21 protein-coding genes are annotated in these 22,176 nt (G+C 66.5%); 5 read left to right on the top strand and 16 right to left on the bottom strand.

The window, feature by feature from the left end; all coding sequences use genetic code 11:
- Nucleotides 1–3 precede the first annotated feature (3 nt).
- The 13 genes from pcaD to AmiPiv_RS07835 form a co-directional block, all read right to left on the bottom strand.
- Nucleotides 4–846 carry a 3-oxoadipate enol-lactonase gene (gene pcaD, locus AmiPiv_RS07895; protein ID WP_340036801.1) on the bottom strand — a complete coding sequence of 281 codons (843 nt, stop codon included), beginning with the start codon at nt 844–846 and terminating at the stop codon, nt 4–6.
- A 10-nt stretch (nt 847–856) separates the two neighbouring features.
- Entirely contained in the window at nt 857–1,570 is a 714-nt protein-coding gene (locus AmiPiv_RS07890; protein ID WP_340036800.1) for an ABC transporter ATP-binding protein, read from the bottom strand.
- Nucleotides 1,567–2,325, bottom strand: coding sequence for an ABC transporter ATP-binding protein (locus AmiPiv_RS07885; protein WP_340036798.1), 759 nt, complete (start codon nt 2,323–2,325; stop codon nt 1,567–1,569). The genes AmiPiv_RS07890 and AmiPiv_RS07885 overlap by 4 nt, the downstream gene beginning before the upstream one ends.
- Complete coding sequence (locus tag AmiPiv_RS07880; RefSeq protein ID WP_340036797.1) at nt 2,315–3,316, bottom strand: branched-chain amino acid ABC transporter permease; 1,002 nt, start codon at nt 3,314–3,316, stop codon at nt 2,315–2,317. The genes AmiPiv_RS07885 and AmiPiv_RS07880 overlap by 11 nt, the downstream gene beginning before the upstream one ends.
- Before the next feature lies 1 nt (nt 3,317).
- Entirely contained in the window at nt 3,318–4,190 is an 873-nt protein-coding gene (locus AmiPiv_RS07875; RefSeq protein WP_340036796.1) for a branched-chain amino acid ABC transporter permease, read from the bottom strand.
- A gap of 48 nt (nt 4,191–4,238) precedes the next feature.
- Entirely contained in the window at nt 4,239–5,453 is a 1,215-nt protein-coding gene (locus AmiPiv_RS07870) for an ABC transporter substrate-binding protein (RefSeq protein WP_340036795.1), read from the bottom strand.
- A gap of 68 nt (nt 5,454–5,521) precedes the next feature.
- Nucleotides 5,522–6,310 (bottom strand): 1,6-dihydroxycyclohexa-2,4-diene-1-carboxylate dehydrogenase, encoded by a 789-nt coding sequence (locus AmiPiv_RS07865; RefSeq protein WP_340036793.1) that lies wholly within the window; start codon nt 6,308–6,310, stop codon nt 5,522–5,524.
- The gene (gene benC / locus AmiPiv_RS07860; protein ID WP_340036792.1) at nt 6,307–7,326 is read right to left on the bottom strand and encodes a benzoate 1,2-dioxygenase electron transfer component BenC; all 1,020 of its coding nucleotides are present in this window, start codon (nt 7,324–7,326) and stop codon (nt 6,307–6,309) included. Before benC ends, AmiPiv_RS07865 begins: the two co-directional genes overlap by 4 nt.
- A 21-nt stretch (nt 7,327–7,347) precedes the next feature.
- Nucleotides 7,348–7,839 (bottom strand): benzoate 1,2-dioxygenase small subunit, encoded by a 492-nt coding sequence (gene benB / locus AmiPiv_RS07855; RefSeq protein WP_340036791.1) that lies wholly within the window; start codon nt 7,837–7,839, stop codon nt 7,348–7,350.
- A gap of 92 nt (nt 7,840–7,931) precedes the next feature.
- On the bottom strand, nt 7,932–9,302 hold the full coding sequence (gene benA, locus AmiPiv_RS07850) for a benzoate 1,2-dioxygenase large subunit (protein WP_340036790.1): 1,371 nt from the start codon (nt 9,300–9,302) through the stop codon (nt 7,932–7,934).
- A gap of 61 nt (nt 9,303–9,363) precedes the next feature.
- On the bottom strand, nt 9,364–10,290 hold the full coding sequence (gene catA / locus AmiPiv_RS07845; RefSeq protein WP_340036789.1) for a catechol 1,2-dioxygenase: 927 nt from the start codon (nt 10,288–10,290) through the stop codon (nt 9,364–9,366).
- 83 nt (nt 10,291–10,373) lie between these two features.
- Nucleotides 10,374–10,664 carry a muconolactone Delta-isomerase gene (gene catC / locus AmiPiv_RS07840; RefSeq protein ID WP_340036788.1) on the bottom strand — a complete coding sequence of 97 codons (291 nt, stop codon included), beginning with the start codon at nt 10,662–10,664 and terminating at the stop codon, nt 10,374–10,376.
- A gap of 4 nt (nt 10,665–10,668) precedes the next feature.
- Nucleotides 10,669–11,823 carry a muconate/chloromuconate family cycloisomerase gene (locus AmiPiv_RS07835; protein WP_340036787.1) on the bottom strand — a complete coding sequence of 385 codons (1,155 nt, stop codon included), beginning with the start codon at nt 11,821–11,823 and terminating at the stop codon, nt 10,669–10,671.
- A 100-nt stretch (nt 11,824–11,923) separates the two neighbouring features.
- Between AmiPiv_RS07835 and AmiPiv_RS07830 the strand changes: the two genes are divergently transcribed.
- Together AmiPiv_RS07830 and AmiPiv_RS07825 are read left to right on the top strand one after the other, a co-directional pair.
- Nucleotides 11,924–12,847: a LysR family transcriptional regulator gene (locus AmiPiv_RS07830; RefSeq protein WP_340036786.1), complete on the top strand. Its 924-nt coding sequence runs from the start codon at nt 11,924–11,926 to the stop codon at nt 12,845–12,847.
- A 320-nt stretch (nt 12,848–13,167) separates the two neighbouring features.
- Nucleotides 13,168–14,760: an ABC transporter substrate-binding protein gene (locus AmiPiv_RS07825; RefSeq protein WP_340036785.1), complete on the top strand. Its 1,593-nt coding sequence runs from the start codon at nt 13,168–13,170 to the stop codon at nt 14,758–14,760.
- 106 nt (nt 14,761–14,866) lie between these two features.
- Here the strand turns inward: AmiPiv_RS07825 and AmiPiv_RS07820 are convergent, their stop codons facing one another.
- Nucleotides 14,867–15,379, bottom strand: coding sequence for a hypothetical protein (locus AmiPiv_RS07820; RefSeq protein ID WP_340036783.1), 513 nt, complete (start codon nt 15,377–15,379; stop codon nt 14,867–14,869).
- A gap of 188 nt (nt 15,380–15,567) precedes the next feature.
- Between AmiPiv_RS07820 and AmiPiv_RS07815 the strand changes: the two genes are divergently transcribed.
- A complete protein-coding gene (locus AmiPiv_RS07815; RefSeq protein WP_340036782.1) occupies nt 15,568–16,125 on the top strand; it encodes a transglutaminase-like cysteine peptidase in 558 nt (185 codons plus the stop codon).
- A 51-nt stretch (nt 16,126–16,176) separates the two neighbouring features.
- Here the strand turns inward: AmiPiv_RS07815 and AmiPiv_RS07810 are convergent, their stop codons facing one another.
- Together AmiPiv_RS07810 and AmiPiv_RS07805 are read right to left on the bottom strand one after the other, a co-directional pair.
- Nucleotides 16,177–16,659 carry a hypothetical protein gene (locus tag AmiPiv_RS07810; RefSeq protein WP_340036781.1) on the bottom strand — a complete coding sequence of 161 codons (483 nt, stop codon included), beginning with the start codon at nt 16,657–16,659 and terminating at the stop codon, nt 16,177–16,179.
- A 7-nt stretch (nt 16,660–16,666) separates the two neighbouring features.
- Nucleotides 16,667–17,359 carry a helix-turn-helix transcriptional regulator gene (locus AmiPiv_RS07805; RefSeq protein ID WP_340036780.1) on the bottom strand — a complete coding sequence of 231 codons (693 nt, stop codon included), beginning with the start codon at nt 17,357–17,359 and terminating at the stop codon, nt 16,667–16,669.
- An 829-nt stretch (nt 17,360–18,188) separates the two neighbouring features.
- On the opposite strand from AmiPiv_RS07805, the gene AmiPiv_RS07800 reads away from it, so the two are divergent.
- Both AmiPiv_RS07800 and AmiPiv_RS07795 read left to right on the top strand, forming a co-directional pair.
- Nucleotides 18,189–20,006 (top strand): hypothetical protein, encoded by a 1,818-nt coding sequence (locus tag AmiPiv_RS07800; protein WP_340036779.1) that lies wholly within the window; start codon nt 18,189–18,191, stop codon nt 20,004–20,006.
- Nucleotides 20,007–20,139: 133 nt separating this feature from the next.
- Nucleotides 20,140–22,167 carry a type I secretion protein gene (locus tag AmiPiv_RS07795; RefSeq protein WP_340036778.1) on the top strand — a complete coding sequence of 676 codons (2,028 nt, stop codon included), beginning with the start codon at nt 20,140–20,142 and terminating at the stop codon, nt 22,165–22,167.
- Nucleotides 22,168–22,176: the final 9 nt, after the last annotated feature.

The following is a 22,176-nucleotide window of genomic DNA, read 5'->3' as shown; positions in this document are numbered from 1 at the left end:
TTTTCACTCCTTGTTTTGTCGTTGCGGCCCCTGGCCGCCCTGCTCGGCGGCATGGAGCCGCCCGTCCCTGGAAAGAAACCCGCGCAGCAGGCTGGCCACTTCGCCCGGACGCTCAATGCACGGCAGATGGCCGGCGCCGGCAATCGTGCGGAAGGCCGCAGCGGGGATTCGCCGCGCCGTGTCGGCGACGAGTTCCGGCGGTGTCGAGAGGTCCTCCTCGCCGGCGATCACCAGCGTGGGGGCGGAAATGCCGGCAATCGCGCCGGTCAGGTCGGCGTCGCGCAGCGCCCGGCAGGTGTCGGCATAGCCGGCAGCCGGCGTGCGCTCCAGCATCCGCTGCCAGCCGGCAAAGGCATCCGCCTCGCCCTTGCGGAAGCCGGCCGAGAACCAGCGCTCCATGATCTGGCCGCCGATCGCAGCGACGCCCCGTTGCAGCACGGCCTCGATGCGGGTGTTCCATGCCTCCTGGGTGCCGATCTTGGCCGCCGTGTCCATCAGCACCAGCCTTTCCACCCGCTCCGGCGCCCGCACCGCAAACTCCATCGCGATCAGCCCGCCGACCGATAGGCCGCACAGGGCGGCACCCTGCCAGCCGACATGGTCGAGCAGGCCGATGAGGTCGTTTGCATGGTCGGCAAGGCCGTTGGGTGACTGTGCGACCTCGCTCAGCCCATGGCCGCGCTTGTCGTAGAACAGGAGGTCGAACTCGGCGGCGAGCGCGTCGGCGACCTCGTTCCAGATCGCCAGGTCCGAGCCGAGCGAATTGGCGAAGACGATCCGGGGGCCGCCCCGGCGGCCGGCGCGGCGAAAATGGAGGACGATGCCGTTGCTTCTGGCGAAGGACATGATGCGCGCCCTAGTGCAGGCCGAGATGGCGTTCGAGCAGCTCGGGCTGGGCCAGCAGCTCGACCGGCGTGCCGTCGAACTCGACGCCTCCCTTCGACATCACCACCATGCGGTCGGCGACCTTGGCGAGGTTCTTGATGTCCTTGTCGACGACGATGGTGGCGATGCCCTCGCCGCGGATGACGGCGAGCGTCTTCCAGATCTCCTCCGCCACAAGCGGCGCCAGACCCTCGGTCGCCTCGTCGATGAGGATGATGTCGGGATTGGTCATCAGCGCCCGGCCGATGGTCAGCATCTGCTGCTCGCCGCCGGAAAGCTGGTGGCCGCCATTACCGCGGCGCTGGGCGAGGCGCGGAAACACCTGAAGCACGCGCTCCAGCGTCCAGCCGCGCTTGCCGTCGCGGCCGGCGCGCGACGCCATGACCAGGTTCTCGATCACCGAAAGCGAGCCGAAGACGCCGCGCCCCTCGGGCACGAAGGCGACCCCGGCCTGCGAGATCGTCTCCGGCTTCTTGCCGCGGATCGAGCTGCCGTTCAGCTCGATGATGCCCTGGACACGCGGCACCAGCCCCATCAGCGAGCGCAGCAAGGTGGTCTTGCCCATGCCGTTGCGGCCGATGAGCGCCACCTGCTCGCCGGGCCGCACCGCAAGGCTTACGCCGTGAAGGATCTGGCTCGGCCCGTAGAAGCTCTCGAGCCGGTCGACTGTCAGGAGCATGCTCATGCCACTTCCTCCGCTTCTCCGAGATAGGCGGCCCGCACCACCGGGTCGCGCCTGACGGCGTCGACAGTGCCCGAGGCGATGACCTTGCCGTCGGCCATGACGGTGAGCCGGTCGGCGATGGCGAAGACCGCGTCCATGTCGTGCTCGACCAGGAGAACGCTCCTGCCCGCCTTCAGCGACGCGATCAGCCCGGTCATGCGGCGCGCCTCGGCGTGCCCCATGCCGGCGAGCGGCTCGTCGAGCAGCACCAGCCGGGGCGCGGTGGCCAGCACCATGGCGACCTCGAGCTGGCGCTGCTCGCCATGGCTCATCGACCGGGCCGGGGTGTCGGCGCGGCCTTCGAGGCCGACCTCGGCAAGCGCGGCGAGTGCCGCGTCGCGCACGTCGGCGCGGCGCTTGCCGTCGCAGCGCATGGCGAGCGCACCCGGCCGCGTCGCCTGCGCGGCCAGCCGGGCGTTGTCGAACACCGTGCGTTCGGGAAAGATCGTCGTCTTCTGGTAGGAGCGGCCGATGCCGCCCTGGCAGCGCTGGTGCGGCCCGCTGGCGGTGACGTCACGGCCGTCGAGCAGGATCTTGCCGTCTGTCGGCCTGAGATCTCCCGACAACAGGTTGATGAGCGTCGACTTGCCCGCCCCGTTGGGGCCGATGACGGCATGGACCTCGCCTTCGCGGACGCTGAGCGAGACGTCCGAGCAGGCGGCAAGCCCGCCGAAGCGCTTGCCGAGGCCGCGGGCTTCGAGAACGTCAGCCGACATTGTTCGCCTCCTTCAGGTTGAGCGCGGGCGTGCCTGCGCGCCTGCCGAGGCCGGCAAGCCGTGCCAGGTCCTGCAGGCCACCGGGCGCGACCAGCACCAGCGCGATGATGATCAGGCCGTAGACGAGCTTCCAATCGTCGATGAAATACTTCAGCCCCTCCTCGAGCCCGGTCACGACCAGGGCGCCGGCGAGCGGTCCGGCGACGCGGCGGGTGCCGCCGAGCACGACCATCACCAGCGCGGTGGCCGAGAGATGCCAGCCGAGCATCTGCGGCGCGACGAAGCCGAACTGGGCCGCCGAGAGATAGCCGGCAAGGCCGGCCAGCGCAGCCGACAGCACGAAGGCGATGAGCCGGACGCGGATCACCGGGATGCCGAGCGCCAGCGCGCGCCGCTCGTTGTCGCGCGCTGCCGTCAGGGCGTCGCCGAACGGCGTCGACAGGAGGTGCCGGATCAGCCACCACGTCCCTGCCGCCGCCGCCAGCGCGGCAAGGTAGAAGGTCACCGGATTGTCGAGGTCGACGAGGATGGTCTCGCCCACGGACAGCACCGGCTTGACGTACAGGAACAAGCCATCCGAACCGCCGCCGAACGGGGTGTCGTGGAACAGGAAGAACAGCATCTCGCCGAAGGCGAGCGTCACCATGATGAAGTAGACGCCGCGCGTCCTCAGCGACAGGAGCCCGATGACCAGCGCCGCGGCGGCGGCGATCGCCACCGCCAGCGGCAGCGTCAGGAGCAGCGACGGCGCATCGTATTCGGGTGCCAACAGCACCAGCGCATAGCCGGCCAGGCCGAAGAAGGCGGCATGGCAGAGGCTGACCAGCCCGCCGAAGCCGACGGCGAGGTTCAGCGCCATGGCCAGCGTGCCGAGGATCAGCACCTTGGCGGCGAACTGCACATAGTAGTCGGGAACCAGGGCCGGGAGCATCGCCGCGGCGACGACGGCCGCAAGCAGCGCGAGATGGGTGCGTGAGGACAGCGGCTGCATCTCAGACCTCCCGCTTGCCGAGGATGCCGGTGGGACGCACGATGAGGACCGCGGCCATCAGCACGTAGACGAGGATGCCGGCAAGTTCGGGCATGAACACCTTGCCGAAGGTGTCGATCAGCCCGATCAGCAGCGCCCCGATGGCGGCTCCCGGCACCGAGCCGATGCCGCCGAGCACGACCACCACGAAGGACAGGATGAGCATGCCGTCGCCCATGCCGGGGAACACCGTCGAGATCGGCGCGATCACGGCGCCGGCCAGTGCGGCGAGCGCGATGCCTATGGCGAAGACGTAGCGGTTGACGCTGTCGAACGGGATGCCGAGTGCGCGCGTCATCTCGCGGTTCTCGGCGCCGGCGCGCACCACCATGCCGATCCTGGTGCGGCGGATGACCAGGAAGATGGCGACCGCGATCGCCAGGCAAAACAGGCTGACGACGATCCGGTAGACCGGGTAGTTCAGCACGTCGGTCAAGGGCAGCGAGCCGGAAAGCCATTCCGGCAGCGGCACCGACTGGACGTCGCGGCCGAACAGCATCTGGCGCAGCTCGTCGACGACGAGGATCAGGCCGAAGCTGAGCAGCACCTGCGAGAGGTGGTCGCGGCCGTAGAGCCTGCGGATGAACACGCTCTCCAGCGCCATGCCGACAAGGAAGCTGATGGCGAAGGCGCCAAGAATGCCGACAGCGAAATTGCCGGTGGCCACTGTCAGCCACCAGGCGAGATAGGCGCCAAGCATGTAGAACACGCCGTGCGCGAGGTTGATCACTCCGAGGATGCCGAAGACCAGGGTCAGGCCGCTCGCGACGAGAAACAGCACGAGCCCATACTGGACGGCATTGAGGAGCTGGATGGCGAAGGTGCCGATATCCATGACGGTCTCCGTGTCCGAGAGGGGAAGCGGGCGCGTGGCGCCCGCCGTTCAGGCCATGCGGCAGCCGCGCGCGGGGTCGCGCACCGCTTCGCCGGCGACCGAGACGAAGGCATTTCGCCCGTCGCGGACCTCGCGGAGGTAGATGTTCTGGATCGGATTGTGCGCGGGCGAGAAGGTGAGCGGCCCGCGCGGGCTGTCGATCTTGGCGCCCGCCATGGCGGCGAACAGCGCCTCGCGCGCCGAGGCGTCGTCGCCGGTGGCCACGAGGCCGGCTTCCAGCAGGGCGGCGGCGTCGAAACCCTGGACGGCGTAGATGTCGCCCGCCTCGCCGGTCTTGGCCTGGAACGCCGACAGGAACGCCTTGTTGGCCGGATTGTCGAGGTCGTCGGCATAGTGCAGCGTGGTGCGGATGCCGGTGGCGGCGTCGCCCTGCGCCTTCAGCGTCCCGTCGGTCAGGAAGCCGGTGCCGTAGAGCGGGATCTTGCCCTTGAGCCCCGCGGCCGCGTAGTCGGTGACGAACTTAACCGCCCCGCCGCCGGCGAAGAAGGCGAACACCGCGTCGGGCTTCAGCGTGGCGATCTGCGTGATCAACGCCTGGAACTCGACTTCCGGGAATGGCAGCGTCAGCGCCTCGACGACCTTGCCGCCGGCGGCCTCGAAGCCTTCGGTGAAGGCGCCGACCATCTGCTGGCCTGCGGTGTAGCGCCAGGTGATGGTGAGCACGTTGCGGTGGCCTTCGTCATACACGACCTTGCCCATCGGATGGGCAGGCTGCCAGTTGGAGAACGAAGTGCGGAAGATGTTCGGCGCGCAGAGCGGGCCCGTCGCCTCGTCGGCGCCGGCATTCGGGATGATCAGCGGCACGCCGCTGTCGCGCGCCACCTTCACCATCGCCATGGCGACACCGGAATGCACCGTGCCGATGACCACGTCGGCCTTGTCGCGGCTGACCAGCCTGTTCATGTTGTCGGTCGCGGTTTCGGGCTTGGACTCGTCGTCGAGGCGGATGAACTCAACCTTGCGTCCGCCGAGCATGCCGGATTTCTGCTCGACATAGAGATTGAAGCCGTTCTCGATGAACTGCCCGAGCCTGGCGTAGGTGCCGCTGAAGGGCAGCATCAGCCCGACCTTCAAAGCTGCACCCTGGGCGATCGCAGGCTTGGGAAATCCGAGGGCGAGGCCTGCCGCGCCGGCTGCCGTTGCGCCGAGAAAATTCCTGCGCGTCATGGCGAGGGTCTGCGCTGTGGACTTGATGTTGGTCATTTCACACTCCTCCGTTTGTTGTCGTTTGACTGTTGTCGGCGCGCGAGGCCTCCTCCTCGCGAGCCGCCTCAGCCGCTGTCGCCGCCACCCACCGGCAGGATGGTGCCGGTGACGTACGAGGCCTCGTCCGAGGCCAGGAACAGGATGGCGTTGGCCTGCTCGGCGAGCGTGCCGTAGCGCTTCATGAAGCTGGTGGCCCTGGTCTGCTCGACCACCTCCTGCATCCAGGCGGCGTCGCGCTCGTCCTGGGCCGAATTGTTGCGCGGGATGCGGCGCACCGGGGCCTCGGTGCCGCCCGGCGCCACCGCATTGACGCGGATGCCGCGCTCGGCGTTCTCCATGGCCATCGCCACCGTCAGCGCGTTGACCGCGCCCTTGGCCGCCGAATAGGGCACGCGGTTGATGCCGCGCGTGGCAATCGACGAGACGTTGACGATCGACCCGCCGCCGGCCTCGACCATCAGCGGCAGCACGGCGCGGCAGCACCACATGGTTGGAAACAGCGAGCGGCGGATCTCCGCCTCGATCTGCGTCTCGTCGAAATGCTCGAACGGACGCATCCAGATCGCGCCGCCGACATTGTTGACCAGCACGTCGACGCGCCCGAGCGCGGCGCGCGCCTCTTCGATCGCACTCAGCGCGCCTGCCCAGCCTTCGAGGTCGGCAAGTATGGCGACCGCATTGCCGCCGCTCGCGACGATCTCGGCCGCAGCCTCCCTGACCAGTTCGGAGCGGTCGACCAGCGCCACATGCGCGCCCTCGGCCGCCGCCTCTATCGCCACCTGGCGGCCAATGCCCTGGGCCGCCCCGGTGACCACCATCGCCTTGCCGGCGAAACGCTGCGCCCGGCCGCTCATGCCGCTGCCTCCGCGGCGAGGAACTTCTCGTAGTGGAAGGAGGCGGGCTTGACCCCGATCTTGTCGAAATGCGCCTTGACGGCGTCGACCATCGGCGGCGGACCGCAGAGATAGACGTCGGCCTCGCCATCGTTGAGGTCGGCCGCTCCGAAGTGATCGGTGACGAAGCCCTTCAGGCCGTGCACGCTGTCCTTGTCGGCCACGCAGACGTCGTAGCTGAAGTTGGGCATGGCTTCCGCGAAGCGGGCAAGCTTCTCGACCTCGACCATGTCGACGTCGCGCGTCACGCCATAGACCAGCCGCACCGGATGGGCCGGACCGCCCTCCTCGTCGAGATGTTCGAGCATGGCGAGGAAGGGCGCGAGGCCCGTGCCGCCGGCAAGGAACAGCGTCGGCCGGCGGATCTCGCGCAGGTAGAAGGCGCCCACCGGGCCGCGCAGCGTCAGCCGGTCGCCGGACGACGCCTGGCTTGACAGGTAGGTCGACATCAGCCCGCCGGGGATGTTGCGCACTAGGAAGTCGGCGCGGCCGCCAGACACGCAGGACGAGAACGAGTAGGCCCTGCTTTCGCTGGTGCCCGGAACCGAGACCTGCATGTACTGGCCGGGCAGGAAGCTCAGCGCCTCCGGCTGGTCGAGCGCCACGGTGAAGCCGATCGTGGTGTCGGAAAGCTTGCGCACGTCGGCGATCTCGGCCTCGAACACCGTCGGCCCGCTCTTGCACAGCGCCGAGGTCGCCGGAATGCTGATGACGCAGTCGCTGTCGGGGCGGAGCTGGCAGGTCAGCACGTAGCCTTCCGAGGCCTCGTCCTCGGTGAGTGCGTCCTCGATGTAGTCGCCCATCCGGAAGCTGCCGGACTCGCACTTGCTCTTGCAGGTGCCGCAGGCGCCGTCGCGGCAATCCATCGGGATGTTGAGGCGGGCCCGGTAGGCTGCGTCGGCCACGACCTCGTTGCCGTCGCATTCGATGAAGCGGGTGACGCCGTCTTCGAAATTCAAGGCTATCCTGTGTGCCATGGCTCGATCCTCCCTGGCCTGTCAGACGTGGTAGATATCGATGACGTGGTGGATGTAGTCGTTGGTCAGCACGACCTTCTTGCGGGCGATCTTCAGCCCGCCTTTGCCCTTCTCGAGCGTGTAGAACGACGTTCCGTAGTAGGAATCGGTGGTCTTGTAGCGGAAGTTGAAGGTCAGCCAGTTGAAGCGGATCTGCAGCTTCTCGGCATCCTGTTCGAGGATCTCGACATTGGAGATGTGATGGATGGTCCGCGGCTCCGGCAGGCTGGTGGCGCTGGAGCGCTCGGTGCGGATGCGGAAGATGCGGTCCTCCAGCCCCTGCCTGGTGGGGTAGTACATCAGCGAGATTTCCGTCTGCGGGTCCTCGACGAGCGTTTCGTCGTCGTCCCAGGACGGCATCCAGAATTCAGCATGCGGGGCGTAGAGCGCGAGCCATTCGTCCCACTGCCGGTCGTCGAGGAAGCGGGCCTCGCGATAGAGGAACTCTTCGACCTCTTGGCGTGAAATGGTCATGACGTCTCCTTCCGCGGACCGTCTTCGGTCCGCGCCGTGCGGGCGTGTTGCTTTGAAGGGCGGCGCGTTCGGTCCCGCCGCCCGGGGCTCGGTCAGTCGGTCGGGTTTCGGCCGATCGCCTTTTCCAGCGTCTCTTTCCAGTATTTGTGCTGGATCACGAACAGGCCCTCGTCTTCGGTCTTGGCCCCGGACAGCAGGGGTTTCAGGCCGATCGCCTTGGCGCCCTCGTCGGCGCCCTCGATCCAGTGCGTGGCGCCGCGGCTGAGGTCGTTCCAAGCCGCCTGCCGCGCCTGGTAGCCGATCTGGCAGGAGCGGAACTCCTCGAGATCGTCGGGCGTAGCCATGCCGGAGGCGTTGAAGAAGTCCTCGTACTGGCGGATGCAGCGGGCGCGTGCTTCCGCACCCTCGCCCTTGGGCGCGATGCAGTAGATGGTGACCTCGGTCTTGTCGACCGAGATGGGCCGGTACATGCGGATCTGCGAGGAGAACTGATCCATCAGGTAGACGTTGGGGTAGAGGCAGAGGTTGCGCGAGCGGTCGATCATCCAGTCGGCCCAGGACTGGCCGAACTTCTCGGTCAGTTCTGCGCGCTTCTCGGCCAGCGGCCGGTCCTCCGGGTTGCTCCAGCGGGTCCAGAGCAGCAGGTGGCCGTGCTCGAACGAGTAGAAGCCGCCGCCCTGCTTCGCCCATGACGATGCGTCCATGGCGCGGGTGACGTCGACGCCGGCGGCAGCCGCCAGCGCGTCCTTGCGGTGGTTGGTGGTCGCCGCGTAGTTCCAGTGCACGGACGAGACGTGATAGCCGTCGGCGCCGTTCTCGGTCTGCAGCTTCCAGTTCCCGTCATAGACATAGGTCGAGCCGCCGCGCAGCACTTCCAGCCCGTCGGGCGACTGGTCGACGATCATGTCGATGATCCTGGCCGCCTCGCCGAGATGCTGCTCGAGCGGCAGCACGTCGGCGTTCAGGCTGCCGAACAGGAAGCCGCGATAGCTCTCGAAGCGGGCCACCTTGGTCAGGTCGTGCGAGCCGTTCTTGTTGAACTGCTCGGGATAGCCCGCACCGTCGGGGTCCTTCGCCTTGAGCAGCTTGCCGCTGTTGGAGAAGGTCCAGCCGTGGAACGGGCAGGTGTAGGTGCTCTTGTTGCCGCGCTTGTGGCGGCACACCATGGCGCCGCGATGCGAGCAGGCATTGAGGAAGCAGTGCAGATCGCCCTTGCGGTCGCGCGAGATGACGATCGGCTGGCGGCCGATATGGCCGGTCAGGAAGTCGTTGGCGTTCGGGATCTGGCTTTCATGGGCGAGATAGACCCAGTTGCCTTCCCAGATGTGCCGCATCTCGAGCTCGAACAGATCGGGATCGGTGAAGATGTCCCGCCGGCAGCGATAGGCGCCGGTGGCGGGGTCGTCGACGACGGCTGCCTCGAGCGTTTCCTCGATGTGCCGGTTGGCGATTGAATCCAGCATCTTGAAATCCTCCACGAGAGCTTGGCGCGCCGCCTTCTCCTCGGCGCGCCGGTTGCTGCTGTCAGGCCGAAGCGCGCTCGCGTTCGACCACGGTGTCGACGACGCCCTCCTTCTCGGGCACCAGCACGAAGTCGAAGTCGATCGAGGCGAAGGGCTCCTGCACCTGGCGCTCGGCCAGCACCTTCGGATCGTTGACGCGGGTGACCGGCGGGATGAGGTCGTCGCGGGTGCCGAATGCGAAGTCCTCGAACAGGTACTCGTCGCCCTCGATGTTGATCTGCGTGGTCAAGTGGCGGTAGCCCGGCGCCGAGACGAAGAAGTGAATGTGCGCCGGACGGTGGCCATGGCGGCCGAAGGCGAACATCAGCTGTTCGGTCGAGCCGCCTGGGGGCGTAGCGTAACCGCTCGGCATGATCGAGCGGAAGCTGTAGCGGCCGTTCGCATCGGTCTCGATGCGGCGGCGCAGGTTGTAGGCAGCCTGCTGCGGGTCGAAATGCGAATAGTTGCCGCGCGTATTGGCGTGCCAGACGTCGACGATGGCGTCGGCGACGGGCTTGCCGTTCTGGTCGCGGACCTGACCCTGCATGAACACGACCTCGCCCTTGTCGGAGCCGTCGTCGAGACGCGCGGAGCCCTTGGAGAGCGGCGCGCCGGCGATATAGAGCGGGCCCTCGATGGTGCGCGCAGTGCCGCCCGAAAGGCCGGCGCGGCGTTCGGCCTCGTCGAGCCGCAGGTCGAGGAAGTGCTCGAGGCCGATGCCCGGCGCGATCAGGCCGAGTTCGTTGTTGCGCGCCGCCTGGCCGAGATAGGCGACCGCGCTCCAGACCTCGTTCATGCTGATGTCGAGATCGTCGATCGCCGTGAACAGGTCGGCCAAAAGCCGGTTGGCGATGGTCTTCAGGCGCTGGTCGCCACCTGGCTGGTCAAGGCCGCTGGCGCGGCTGGCGAGATCGTCGATGGCGGACTTTTCAATGAGCTTGCTGGACATGGGAACCTCCCTTTCTGGCTCGCATTGCTATGTGTTGACTTTCCCCGCCAGCTCTCCCTTGCCAGCGGAAACCTCTTTCGGCGTCAGGCGCCGTCGTCGGCGATCGCCGATCCGTGCCGGCACAGCGCCTTCACCTCGATCTTCATGAACGGGAACAGCGGCAGCCCGGACAGGATCTCGTGCAGCTCGCCCGGTCCGCTGACGTCGAAGACGCTGACATTGGCGTAGCGTCCGGCGACGCGCCAAAGATGGCGCCACTTGCCGCTCCGCTGCAGTTCCTGGGCCTTGGCCTTCTCCGTCGCCTTGAGGCGATCCGCGACTTCGGCGGGAAGGTCGTGCGGCAGTTCGACGGTCATTTCGACATGGAACAGCATGATGTCACCCAACCACCCGCAGGGACGCGGGCGCCTTGTTGCCGTCACGGCGGAAACGGTTCACCGCCGTCTCGTCCAATTCAATTCCGAGGCCGGGTCCGGCCGGGACCTTGAGCTCGAAGTCGGCGTAGCCGAGCGGTTCGGTCAAAAGTTCCTCGGTCAGCAGCAGCGGCCCGAAGAACTCGGTGCCCCATTCGAGGCTGCGGACCCCGGCAAACAGATGCGCCGCGGCGATGGTGCCCACCGGCCCTTCGAGCATGGTGCCGCCATAGACGGCGATGCCCGCAGCCTCTGCGACAGCGATCACCTTGGCCGCCGCAAACAGGCCGCCGGCCTGCTCGATCTTGATCGAGAACACGTCGCCGGCGTGCCTTGCGGCAGCCGCAAGCGCGCTTTCCGGTCCGGTCAGGATCTCGTCGGCCATCAGCGCTATGCTCGACTTCGCCTGCAGTCGGGCGAGCGGCTCGACGCCGTGCACCGGCTGTTCCACCAGCACGCAGCCGGCATCCGCCAGGGCAGCGATCCCGCGCAGCGCCTCGCGCTCGCGCCAGGCCATGTTGACGTCGACGCGGACGCTGGCGAAGTCCGGCAGCGCCTTGCGGATCGCCGCCACATGCGCCACGTCCTGGTCGACCGGACGCTTGCCGATCTTGAGCTTGAAATCCCTGTGGCGGCGGGCCTCCAGCATGCGCTGGGCCTCGTCGATGTCCTTGGACGTGTCGCCCGAGGCCAGCGTCCAGGCCACCGGCAGGCTGTCGCGCCGGCGCCCACCGAGCAATTCCGACAGCGGCAGGCCGAGGCGGCGCGCCTGTGCGTCGAGCAACGCCGTCTCGATCGCGCATTTGGCGAAGTGGTTGCCCTTCACCGCGGCATTGACCTTGTCCATCGCAAGCCCGACGCGGGTCGCGTCGGCACCCGTGAGCAGCGGCGCGACGTAGCGGTCGATGGTGAGCTTCATGCTCTCGGGGCTTTCCGACCCGTAGGCCAGGCCGCCGATCGTCGTGCCCTCGCCGAGCCCGACGACATCGTCGGAGCAGCGCAGCCGGACGATCATCATCGTCTGGCCGCTCATCGTCACCATCGACAGCGCGTGCGGCCGGATGGTGGGCAGATCAAGGATAAGCGTCTCGATCTCGATGATGCGGATGTCGGATTTCACGGATAGTCTCCTCCGAAACTCTCGACATGACGCTAGCTTTGAGACGGCAAAGGGTCCAAGACTATCTCGGTCGGATTCGATACCCGGAAGGTATAGTGTCATGGACATGCGCCAGCTCCGCTATTTCGTCGCCGTCGCCCGCGAGCGCAATTTCTCAAGGGCTGCAGAGCTCCTTCACATCGCGCAGCCGCCGCTCAGTCGGCAGATCCAGCAACTGGAAGATACCCTGGGAGCAATATTGATCGACCGCTCCAGCCGGCCGCTGACGCTGACCGATGCCGGCCGCTTCTTCTACGAGCAGGCGACCCAGATCCTGGCAAGGATGGAGCACATCCGCGAGCAGACGCGCCGCATCGCCCAGTCGCGCCGCGAGATCTTCATCATCGGCTGCGTCGGCTCGACGCTCTACAGCGGCATTCCCGATCTCGTCCGGCGCATGCGCGTGCGCTGGCCCGAACTCGGCATCGAGATCCGCGAGATGATGTCGGTGGAGCAGATCGCAGCGCTCAAGGACGGCCGCATCGACCTCGGCTTCGGCCGCGTGCGGCTGAGCGACCCGGATGTCGAGCGGATCACGCTGCGCGAGGAAAGGCTGGTGGTGGCCTTCCCGAAGGGTCACCCGAAATCGCTGTCGACCGAGCCGATGGCGCTCCGCGACATCGCCGGCGAGACGCTGGTGATCTACCCCTCCAAGCCGCGGCCGAGCTTCGCCGACGAGGTGCTGGCGCTGTTCGCCGACCTCAACGTCGAGCACGGCATGGTGGAGGAAGTGCGCGAGATCCAGACCGCGCTCGGGCTGGTCGCGGCGGCCATCGGCGTCTGCATCCTGCCGGCGGCGGCGCAGCGCCAGCGCACCGACGACGTCTGCTACCGCATCTTGTCCGACGAAACCGCCACCTCGCCGGTGATCATGAGCTACCGGCGCAACGACAGGTCGGGCCGGATCGAGGAGATCAAGGGCCTGATCCGGGAAATGTATGCCGACAACCCGCCCTGGCTGCGCCTGTCAAACGTCACCTGGTAGGCGGCCAGCTAGCATCGCCGCGCAGCACCTTCGTCGTAGCCCGGGCGACCCTGGAGCAGCGGCCGACTTAAGAGCCGCAAGAACCTCGTCGTCCGCGCGATGAACACCGCAATCTCTTCCGCAAACGGCGGGAACAATGCCACCGGCACGCCTAGACTATGACATTTGCATGCAGAATATTGCATGTAAGCATTTCGCGATTTGAACGGTTGAGACGAATTTCTCTCCGGCGTATTGCGGAGGCCATGTCGGCTGCCGGCGCGATCAAGGGAGACGACGCTTGCAGCCGTAGCCGGGCGCCTGCCTGGAGGGGAGACAGGATGCGTTTGTTCAAGGCCATCGCCGTCGCGGTCGTTGGCGCGGTTCTGGGGATTGCGGCCGCGCGGGGCGGCACGCCGCCCGACACGCTCGTCGTGGCGGATGCGATCGACGACGTCATGACCCTCGATCCCGGCGAGATCGGCGAGGTCGGCGGCGTGCTGACCAGCAGCCAGATCTACCAGCCGCTCGTCAGCTTCGACCCCAACGACCCGGCCAAGATCGTCGGCGTGCTGGCCAGCAGTTGGTCGGTTTCGCCGGACGGCAAGACCTTTACCTTCAAGATCACCCCGGGCGCGAGGTTCGCGTCCGGCAACCCGGTAACGGCCTACGATGCCGAATATTCGCTGCGCCGTGTGATCCACCTCAAGTCGCGCTCGTCCTTCATCATCGGCCAGTTCGGCTTCTCGCCGGACAATGTCGACGACCGCATCAAGGCCCTCGACGAAAGCACGCTGGTGATTCAGGTCGCCGACATCTACTCGCCGAGCTTCCTGCTCTATTGCCTGTCGTCCTACATGGGCGGCATCGTCGACAGCAAGCTGGTCAAGTCGAAGGAGGTGGACGGCGACTACGGCAATGGCTGGCTCAAGGCCAGCAACTCGGCCGGCTCCGGCCCCTTCGCGCTTGCCAAATGGGAGCCCAAGCAGTCGATCCTGCTCGAGCGCAACCCAAACTATTGGGGCGACAAGCCCGGCATAGACCGCATCCTCATCCGCCACGTCGCCGAAAGCACCGACCAGCGCCGCATGCTGGAAGCCGGCGAGGTCGATATCGCCAACAGGCTGCGGCCGGACGATCTAGACGCGGTCGAAAAGAACCCGGACCTGTTCACCATCTATGGCCGTTCCGGCAACATCTACTACATGGGCCTCAACGTGCGGAACCAGTATCTCGCCAATCCCAAGGTGGTGCAGGCGATGAAATACCTGGTCGACTACAAGGGGATCGCCGATGCGGTGTCGCGCGGCACCATGGAGGTGCACCAGACGCTGGTGCCGAAGGGCTTCCTGGGCGCTCTCGACTACAACCCCTACAGCTACGACGTCGAGAAGGCCAAGGCGCTGCTGGCCGAAGGCGGGGTCACCGGCGATTTCTCGCTCGACATGGTGGTCTGGGATACTCCCCCCTACACCGACTTCGCCAAGGCCATACAGGCCAACATGGCCAAGGCCGGCCTGACCCTCAATCTCGTGGTCGTCGACGGGCAGCAATGGCTGAAGCGTTATCGCGAGCACGACCTCGACATCTGGCTCGGCCTGTGGGGGCCGGACTATCCGGACCCGCATTCCAACGCCAAGGCCTTCGTGGTCAATAAGCAGGACGCCCCGGACGGTTCTGAAAGCCTGGCCGACCGCTTCGGCTGGAACTCACGCGGCCTTTCGGCCGATGCGATGGCGGCCGTCCGCGAACAGGACACCGCCAAGCGCAAGGCCATGTACGAGGCGATCCAGAAGGTCCATACCGACACTTCCCCGTTCATCTTCATGTTCCAGGAAGTGCGCAAGGTGGCCGTGAGCGCCAGGGTCAAGGGCCTGGTGATGGGCACGACCTTCTCCGACGACCGCTACTCGGCCGTCTCGAAGACGCCGTAAGCGTCCCGTCGATCACCCTCGGGCAACACGACCCGGTGTCACCGGCCGGGCGACCGCCCGCTTCGGCTTCGCCCGGCACGGGATGTCCGCTCGGACGCGGCCTGGCTTAGCCTCCGCTGCCGCCAGAGCCGCCCGAACCGCCACTGCCACCCGAACCGCCGCTCCCGCCACCGCCACCTGAACCTCCACTGCCACCGGAGCCGCCGCTGCCCCCGGAACCGCCGCTACCGCCCGAGCCTCCGGAGCCTCCGCTACCGCCCGAACCGCCACCGCCATTGCCGCCGCCGGAGCCGTCGTCGGTGCCGCCGGAGCCGCCGTCGCTGCCGGTCCCGCCGTCGTTGTCGTCGTTCTCACTGCCGGCGAGCACCGCCGAAATGACCGCGGTGGTGAGCGGCGGGCATTGCGCCAGTTGCTCCGGCGACAGGATGCTGCGGCGGTTGAGCGCGATGCAGCACATCTCGAAGTTGTCCTGGGTCAGCGGCTGGCACTGGGCCGCCGCCATGCGGGGCCGGATGCTGTTCTGGGCCGAGGCAAATCCGGTTGGGAAGGTTGCGGCCAAGGCCGACGAGACCAGCAGAATCGCATGAATCCTGCGTGCGCAGGTTGGGAACGTCCTCATTTCTTCCTCCTGAGGGAAAAAACACGCCCGTCCCCAAACTGGCGCTATCGATCAAATGTTCCGACATGCGGAAACATCTTGTTAAGCATACATCCTTTTGAAAACCGTGCAACAACCACCCGCCGGGGTTGCGTTATCATCTTCTAATATGCTGTCTACGTGTCGTCCAAGGAGAGAGGGGACAACACATGAAAACGCCAGTGGCACTGCTGGCGACCGCTTTCATTGCGGCCGCCTGCAGCCAGACGAATTCGTCTGGATCGAGCATGAGCACCGTCGGCTACGCCTTCGCCCCGCCGGCCGCCAACGCCTTCTGCGCCAGCCAGCCGCGCCTGTGCAGCACTGCCGGGTCCGCCAGGACCGCGACGCTGACCGAAGCCCGGATGGAGGAGCTCAGGCAGGTCACCGCCTCGGTCAACGGCCGCATTCGCCAGCGCGACGACGCCGAGACCGTCGGCCGCGCGGACGATTGGCGGCTGCCGACGACGGTGGGCGATTGCGAGGATCTGGCCATCCTGAAGAAGAACGAGCTGCGCAAGCGCGGCTGGCCGGCCTCGACGCTGCTGCTCACCGTGGCCACCTATCGCGGCAGCGGCCACACGGTGCTCACCGTGCGCACCGACAAGGGCGACTTCATCCTCGACAACCTCAACAACTCGGTGAAGAACTGGTCGCGAACGCCCTACCGCTATTTCGCGCGGCAGTCGCAGTCGGAAGCCGGCAGGTGGATGCGCATCGGCGCCTGACGCCGGCCACCACATGGAGCCCCGTTCCGTTCCGCCGGGACGGAACGGGTCCTAGTGCGGAAACTGGTTGTCCTCGACGATCTTCCAGATCTGCCGGTTGATGTCCCTGATCGCCTCGATCGAGGCAGTGATGCGGCGCATCTCGGTGTCGTCGAGTTCCTCGTGCTTGCCGTAGTGGACCTCGTCCTTGCTGTCGAAGACCCGCATCAGCTGGGTGCTGGCGCGCGTGCCCGTCTCGTCGAACGAATAGATGCAGTGGCTGTACTTGTTGCGGAGCTTGGACTGGTGCGTCAGTTGCTCCGTCACTGCCAGGATCGACTGGCGGCATGGGGCCGCTGTCTTGGGCAGCTTCGCCAGCCGCTCGACCAGGTCGAGCCGCGCCCGCGTCGTGTTCAGCGTCAGGAAGATGATGATCGCCGTTTCCTTGTCCACCTGGGCAAGTCCGGCAATGAGGTAGATCAGAAGGCTTTCGGTGTTCGTCCAGGTGTAGTTCAGCTGGCCGACGACGAGCAGGACGTCCTGGAAGCGGGGCATTGCAGGTTCATGCCGTGGGTTGCGGCGCCCGTATCGCCGCTGCGTCGTCCGGGCCGCGGTCGCCGAGCGCCTCCCTCCGTTCGTGATAGATCGCCGCCGCCTCGGTGCGGTTGTGGGCGCCCAGCTTGGTGATGATGTTGTGGAGATGGATCTTGACCGTGTGCTCGGACAGTCCGAGTGCGGCGGCGATGAGCTTGTTCTGCAGCCCACGCGCGACCATGCCGAGGATCTGCAGCTCGCGGTCGGTCAGTTCGTAGAAGTCTTCCTGGTCGCCGTCGGGGACGCGCCGCACCGGATGCTCGTCGAGCTCGTCGGCGTTCGGCGGCCGCCGCTCCATGATCGGCTCGAACAGCGACAGCGGGAAATATTCGCCGCCGCGCAGCACCAGCCGCACCACCGACAGCCACACGTCGAGCTTGAGGTTCATGGGCAGTACGCCGCGGATGTTGCGGGCAACCACCACGTCCTTGATCGACACCTCGTGGCGGCAGTCGTCCTGAATCAGCATGATCTGGGCAAAGGGATGCAATTGCGCCAGCCGCTCGGAATGGGCCGCCACCTCGGGCAATTGCTCGGCCTCGAGCAGGATCAGCGCGACCGGACAGTCGAAGCCCGCGCAGGCCTCCGCCAGCGACGGCACCTGTTCCACGGCGATCCAGGGGAATTCGCGCTCGATCGCATAGACGAGCGATTCCGACACGAAGTCTGCCGGAGCCACGATCAGCAGCGTCTTGAAAGACTTTTGGCCAGAGACAGTGCCCCCGGCAGCGCGGCGCGCGCTTGCAACTGCTACCCGATACATGAGGCCTCCCGTCCTCTGTCCCGCAATAGACTGCTATTCCCGGCGTGCCGCGCGGCGGGAAACGAGTGTGGATCATATACCGGTCATTGCCGGTTCGGTATAAGCAAGACGAGCTAGCAGGCTCCTTCGGCCTAATGCTTCCGGCTGCCCTGCCCCCCTTACGGATTAGTCCCCTGTTGCTTTCCTGAACCCGCGCCGGCTCGCGCCCGCTGGTTGACGCATGCCGCTGCCGCAAGGTTGCAAAGCATAGCGGCCAAGCCGCGCTGTTCTTTGCGGCACAAGCAATTGTTCGAACCGGACGGGCCGCAAGAAGTACAACCGCGCGCCCCGCCGTTCTGCCTTGTCCGCACTCGGCGAATCCTTTGCCGCATCGCCCGAAATGCCTAGCGCGAAGTGTCAGCTTACAATTTCGGGGCCGCAGCCACAGACTTTCCGGGTTTCGCCAGCGAGGGCGCGGCGCAACCAGAACCGCGATTCCGAGTGACACGGCCATTCGTGAGGGCTTCGCCATTCACGGAATTGTGAAGCATTCCGGACGCAGGCCCTTCGCCCAGCAAGAGGAGGTAGAGGCCATCCAGACAGGCATGGGATCTGCGGCTGCAAGTCCCCACGGCCGACGATCCAGGCATTCCCAGATGGAAAATAGAGGCGACGTCCGCGCGAAGCCCAAGGCCGTCTGCAAGATGACAACGGTCCGGCAGGCGCGGTCCCAACCGAGGACACGACGATGTCTGACAGGAACAACGGCAATATTGGTGCGTTCGGTTTGCAGTTCCCTGGCGATTCTCACGACTACGGCGACGAAAGCGAAAACAAGAACGAAAACGAGAATAAGAACGAGAACGAGAACAAGAACGACACCGACAATTCCAACGAGAACGAAAACAAGAACGAGTCCGAGAACAAGAACGACTCGGACAACTACAACGACAGCGAAAACAAGAACGAAAACGAGAATAAGTCCGAGAACGAGAACCAGAACGAGTCCGAAAACAAGAACGTCAACGAGAACAAGAACGAGACCAGCGTTGACGTGGATGTCGACGTCAAGGTCGACCTGAAGGCCGAAGGCGTTCTCAGCGACGACCACTCCGACGATGACTTCGCCGACATCGACACCGCGGGTGGCGACATCGACACCCTGCTCATCTCCAAGGAAGGCAACGTCACCTACGATCCCGGCGACGACGTCGATTTCAAGGACATCCTCAACGGCTCGCTGAATGGCAATGGCAACAACGCCTTTGTCATCAACCAGATCGCCGAGATGTCCGACGACGACAAGCTCGAGGAAGCGACCGTCAAGAACGACGGCACCTTCACCCAGGATCTGGACGCCAAGGGCGGCTTCGCCTCGGCCGGTGACGGCATCGACACCGGCGGTGGTGGCGGCTCGGGCGGCGACGCCAAGGCCAATGGCGGCGACGGCGGCGACAGCGGCGACACCAAGGGCGGCAAGGCCGACGGCGGCGACGGCACGGGCGGTCTGGCACTCAGTGCCGCGCTCGGCGGCGACGCCAAGGGTGACACCAAGGCCGAAGGCGGCGAGAGCGACGGCGGCGACGGCAAGAATGACGCCGAGGGTGGCAAGGGCGACGGCGGCGATGGCGGTCGCGGTGGCGACGGCACGGGCGTCGGCCTCGGCCTCGGTCTCGGTCTCGGCCTCGGTGCCGGGCTCGGTGGCGAAGCCAACTCCGACGGCGGCGACGCCAAGGCCGAATCCGACGAGGCGAAGGCCGAGAGCGGTGACGGCGGCGACGGTGGCGGCGGCGGCAGCGGCGGCGACGGCGGCGATTCCGAAGGCGGCGACGCCGAGGGCGACGGCGGCGATGGCATCGATGCCATCGTGCCGATCGTGCCCATCCTGAATTTCGGCTTCGGCGGTGACGCCAAGGGCGACGGCGGCGATGCCGGCAATACCGGCGGCGGCGGTGGCGGCGGCGGCGGTGGCGGTGGCGGCGGCACGGGCGATGCCACTGCGACCAGCGGCGACGCGACATCGACGGCCGGCGACTCCTTCTCGACCGGCGGTGACGGCACCGGCACCGGCACGGGTACCGGCACGGGCTCCGGCTCGGGCAGCGGTACCGGCGGCGGCGGCGGCGGTGGCGGCGACGGCCTTGGCGGCTACGCCACGAACGGCGACGCGACCGGTGGCGCAAGCACCGGCGGTGCGGCGACGGCTTGGGGGGGCGAAGGCGGTCATGCGCTGAGTGGCGCCTGGGCCGACGGCTATGGCGGTGACGCCAAGGTCGGCGACGTCTGGGGCGGCGATGGCGGCGCAGGCGGTGCCGGCGGTACGGCCAATGGCGGCTTCGGCGGCGCCGGCGGCGACGGCGGAATGTGGGGCTCCTACAACGGCGACGACGGTTACGTCACCGGCTCCAGCGAGGCCAGCGCCGATGCCATCATCGACACCAGCGCGTTCAACCAGCAGATCGTGATGGGTGCCAACCTGCAGGGCAACACGGTCGACATGACCGTGGTCGGCGGTGACTACGACCATACGCTCAGTGGCGAAGACGGCTCCGGCTCCAACACCTAGCCGCGATCGGTCGACTCCGCTGCGGCGGAGTGATCCAAACGGACTGCGCGGGTTCCCCGCGCAGTCCTCCATGGTCGGCGGAGCATGCCCGGGCCCGGCCGGCCCCTAGGTTCCGATACCGGAGGCAACGCACGTGAATTCCGTTTATTTGGACAAGGTCACCGAGGCGATCGCTCATTTCATCGGACTGTTCGACACCACGATCGAAGAGGCTCGCCAGAAACAGGCATACGACGAGTTCAGGGCCAGCCAGGCGAAGGAAGATGCCCAGCCGGTTCAGGACGGTGCCGCCGTCCAGGTGGACGCCCGGCACACCCTCGAGGACTTCGACCCGCACGTTCCCTATCTCGGGTTGCCGCCGGAGCTGGTGGCGACGACGGTGTGGTCGAACGTGTGGTTCACGCCGCCCGAGATCCCCGCCCCGCACGGGCCGGATATCTTCTATCCGGGCTTCAACGTTCCCCATGCCCCCTTTGCCTCGTCCAGCATCGTGCTGCCGAGCATCGTACCGCCGGGATCGCTGCCGATCATCGTCAACCAGGATATCCGCCTGTCCGATGCCGACTATGTCGGCGCCGGCGGCAGCGGCCTGAAGTTCACGCCGGCGCCGGCCGACGACCTCCAGATGAACATGCTGCAGACCGCGGCCGCCGACCTTTCGCCGATAGACGACCTGGCGCTGCCCGCAACGCCCGAAGAGATCGGCACGTTCGTGACGACCGCGGTCGCGCGGCTGGACGGCTTCACCGCCGACGGCCACGGCGACGCCGTAGTCGTCGTCGTCAAGGACAGCGTCATTGACGGCACCTTCGTCAACGGCGTCGAGGTCCAGGACGGGGACGCCCCCAAGCTCGAGGACTACGCCGATTTCCTCAAGGATGAGGAAGACGGCGGACCGGACAAGCCCGACTTCAGCGCCTCTCCCGATTCTTCCGATTTCATGGCCGGCTGGGGCGACGGCTCCGCGGCCCCCTCGGTCGAGCTCGAGAGCGGCGGCAACACGGTCGTGAACTCGGCCGTCATCACCAACAACTGGGCCTCGTCCGGCGTCATTGCCGCGGTCGGCGACCATGTCGAACTCAACGCCGTGATCCAGATCAACATCGTTGCCGACACCGACAGCGTCGGCGCGAGCCTGAACGGCTGGCGGGTCGGTCCCGACAACATCGACGAGACCTTCAACATCGCCGCCTTCCAGCGCATCGATCCGGATGCCGACGCGGTAAACTCCGGAAATGCCCCCTCGGGCTTCCCGTCCTACTATGTCGTGACCGAGATTTCCGGCGACCTCATCCTGCTCAACTGGATCGACCAGTACGCCTTCATGATGGATGGCGACGTCTGCATCCTGTCGTCGTCCGGCGTGAAGACCGTGGTCTCGACCGGCGACAACACGGCCGTCAACGACGTGTCGCTCAGTGAGCTGGGCTACTACTACGACCTCATCATCGTCGGCGGCAACATCTACGACGCCAACATCATCCAGCAGCTCAACCTCCTGATCGACAACGACCAGCTGGGCGCGGTGTCCGGTTTCGAGACGACCGGCGGTGGCGCGCTCTCGACGGCGGGAAACCTGCTGTGGAACGAGGCGGCCATCGTCAATGTCGGCCAGGGCAACGACGACGAGAACCTGCCCGGCTATTACAAGAAGGCGGCCGACAACCTGGCCGCCGGCAAGGAGGACCTGCCCAACCAGGTCCTGCACGACAGCGCCTTCGCCGGCATCGGCGTGCTGCGCGTGCTCTACATTTCCGGCGACATCTACAATCTGCAATACGTCAAGCAGACCACCGTGCTCGGCGACAGCGACCAGGTGGCGCTCGCCATGAACGAGCTTGCCGCGCAGCCGAACGCTGAGTGGACGGTCACCACCGGCAGCAACGAGCTGGTCAACTTCGCCGGCATCGTCGACGTCGACGGCGCGACCAAGACCTATGTCGGCGGCGAGAGCTATTCCGACGAGGTCCTGATCCAGGCGGAACTGGTGTCCAGCGATCCGAACCTGGGCGCCCAGGATCCGGACGTTCTCGTCAACGAAGCGGTGGCTTTCCTCGACGACGGCACCGAAGACACCGGCCCCGACCCGCACGCAGATCACGCCGTTCCGCTGCCGGCGGATTCCGGCACCGTCGACGTCATGCAGAACATGCTCGCCTGACCCGGCCGA

The sequence above is a fragment of the Aminobacter sp. Piv2-1 genome (assembly GCF_037625995.1).
Classification (GTDB): Bacteria; Pseudomonadota; Alphaproteobacteria; order Rhizobiales; family Rhizobiaceae; genus Aminobacter.
Note: the sequence above shows the minus strand (reverse complement) of the source record. Positions and strands in the feature narration are given on the sequence as shown.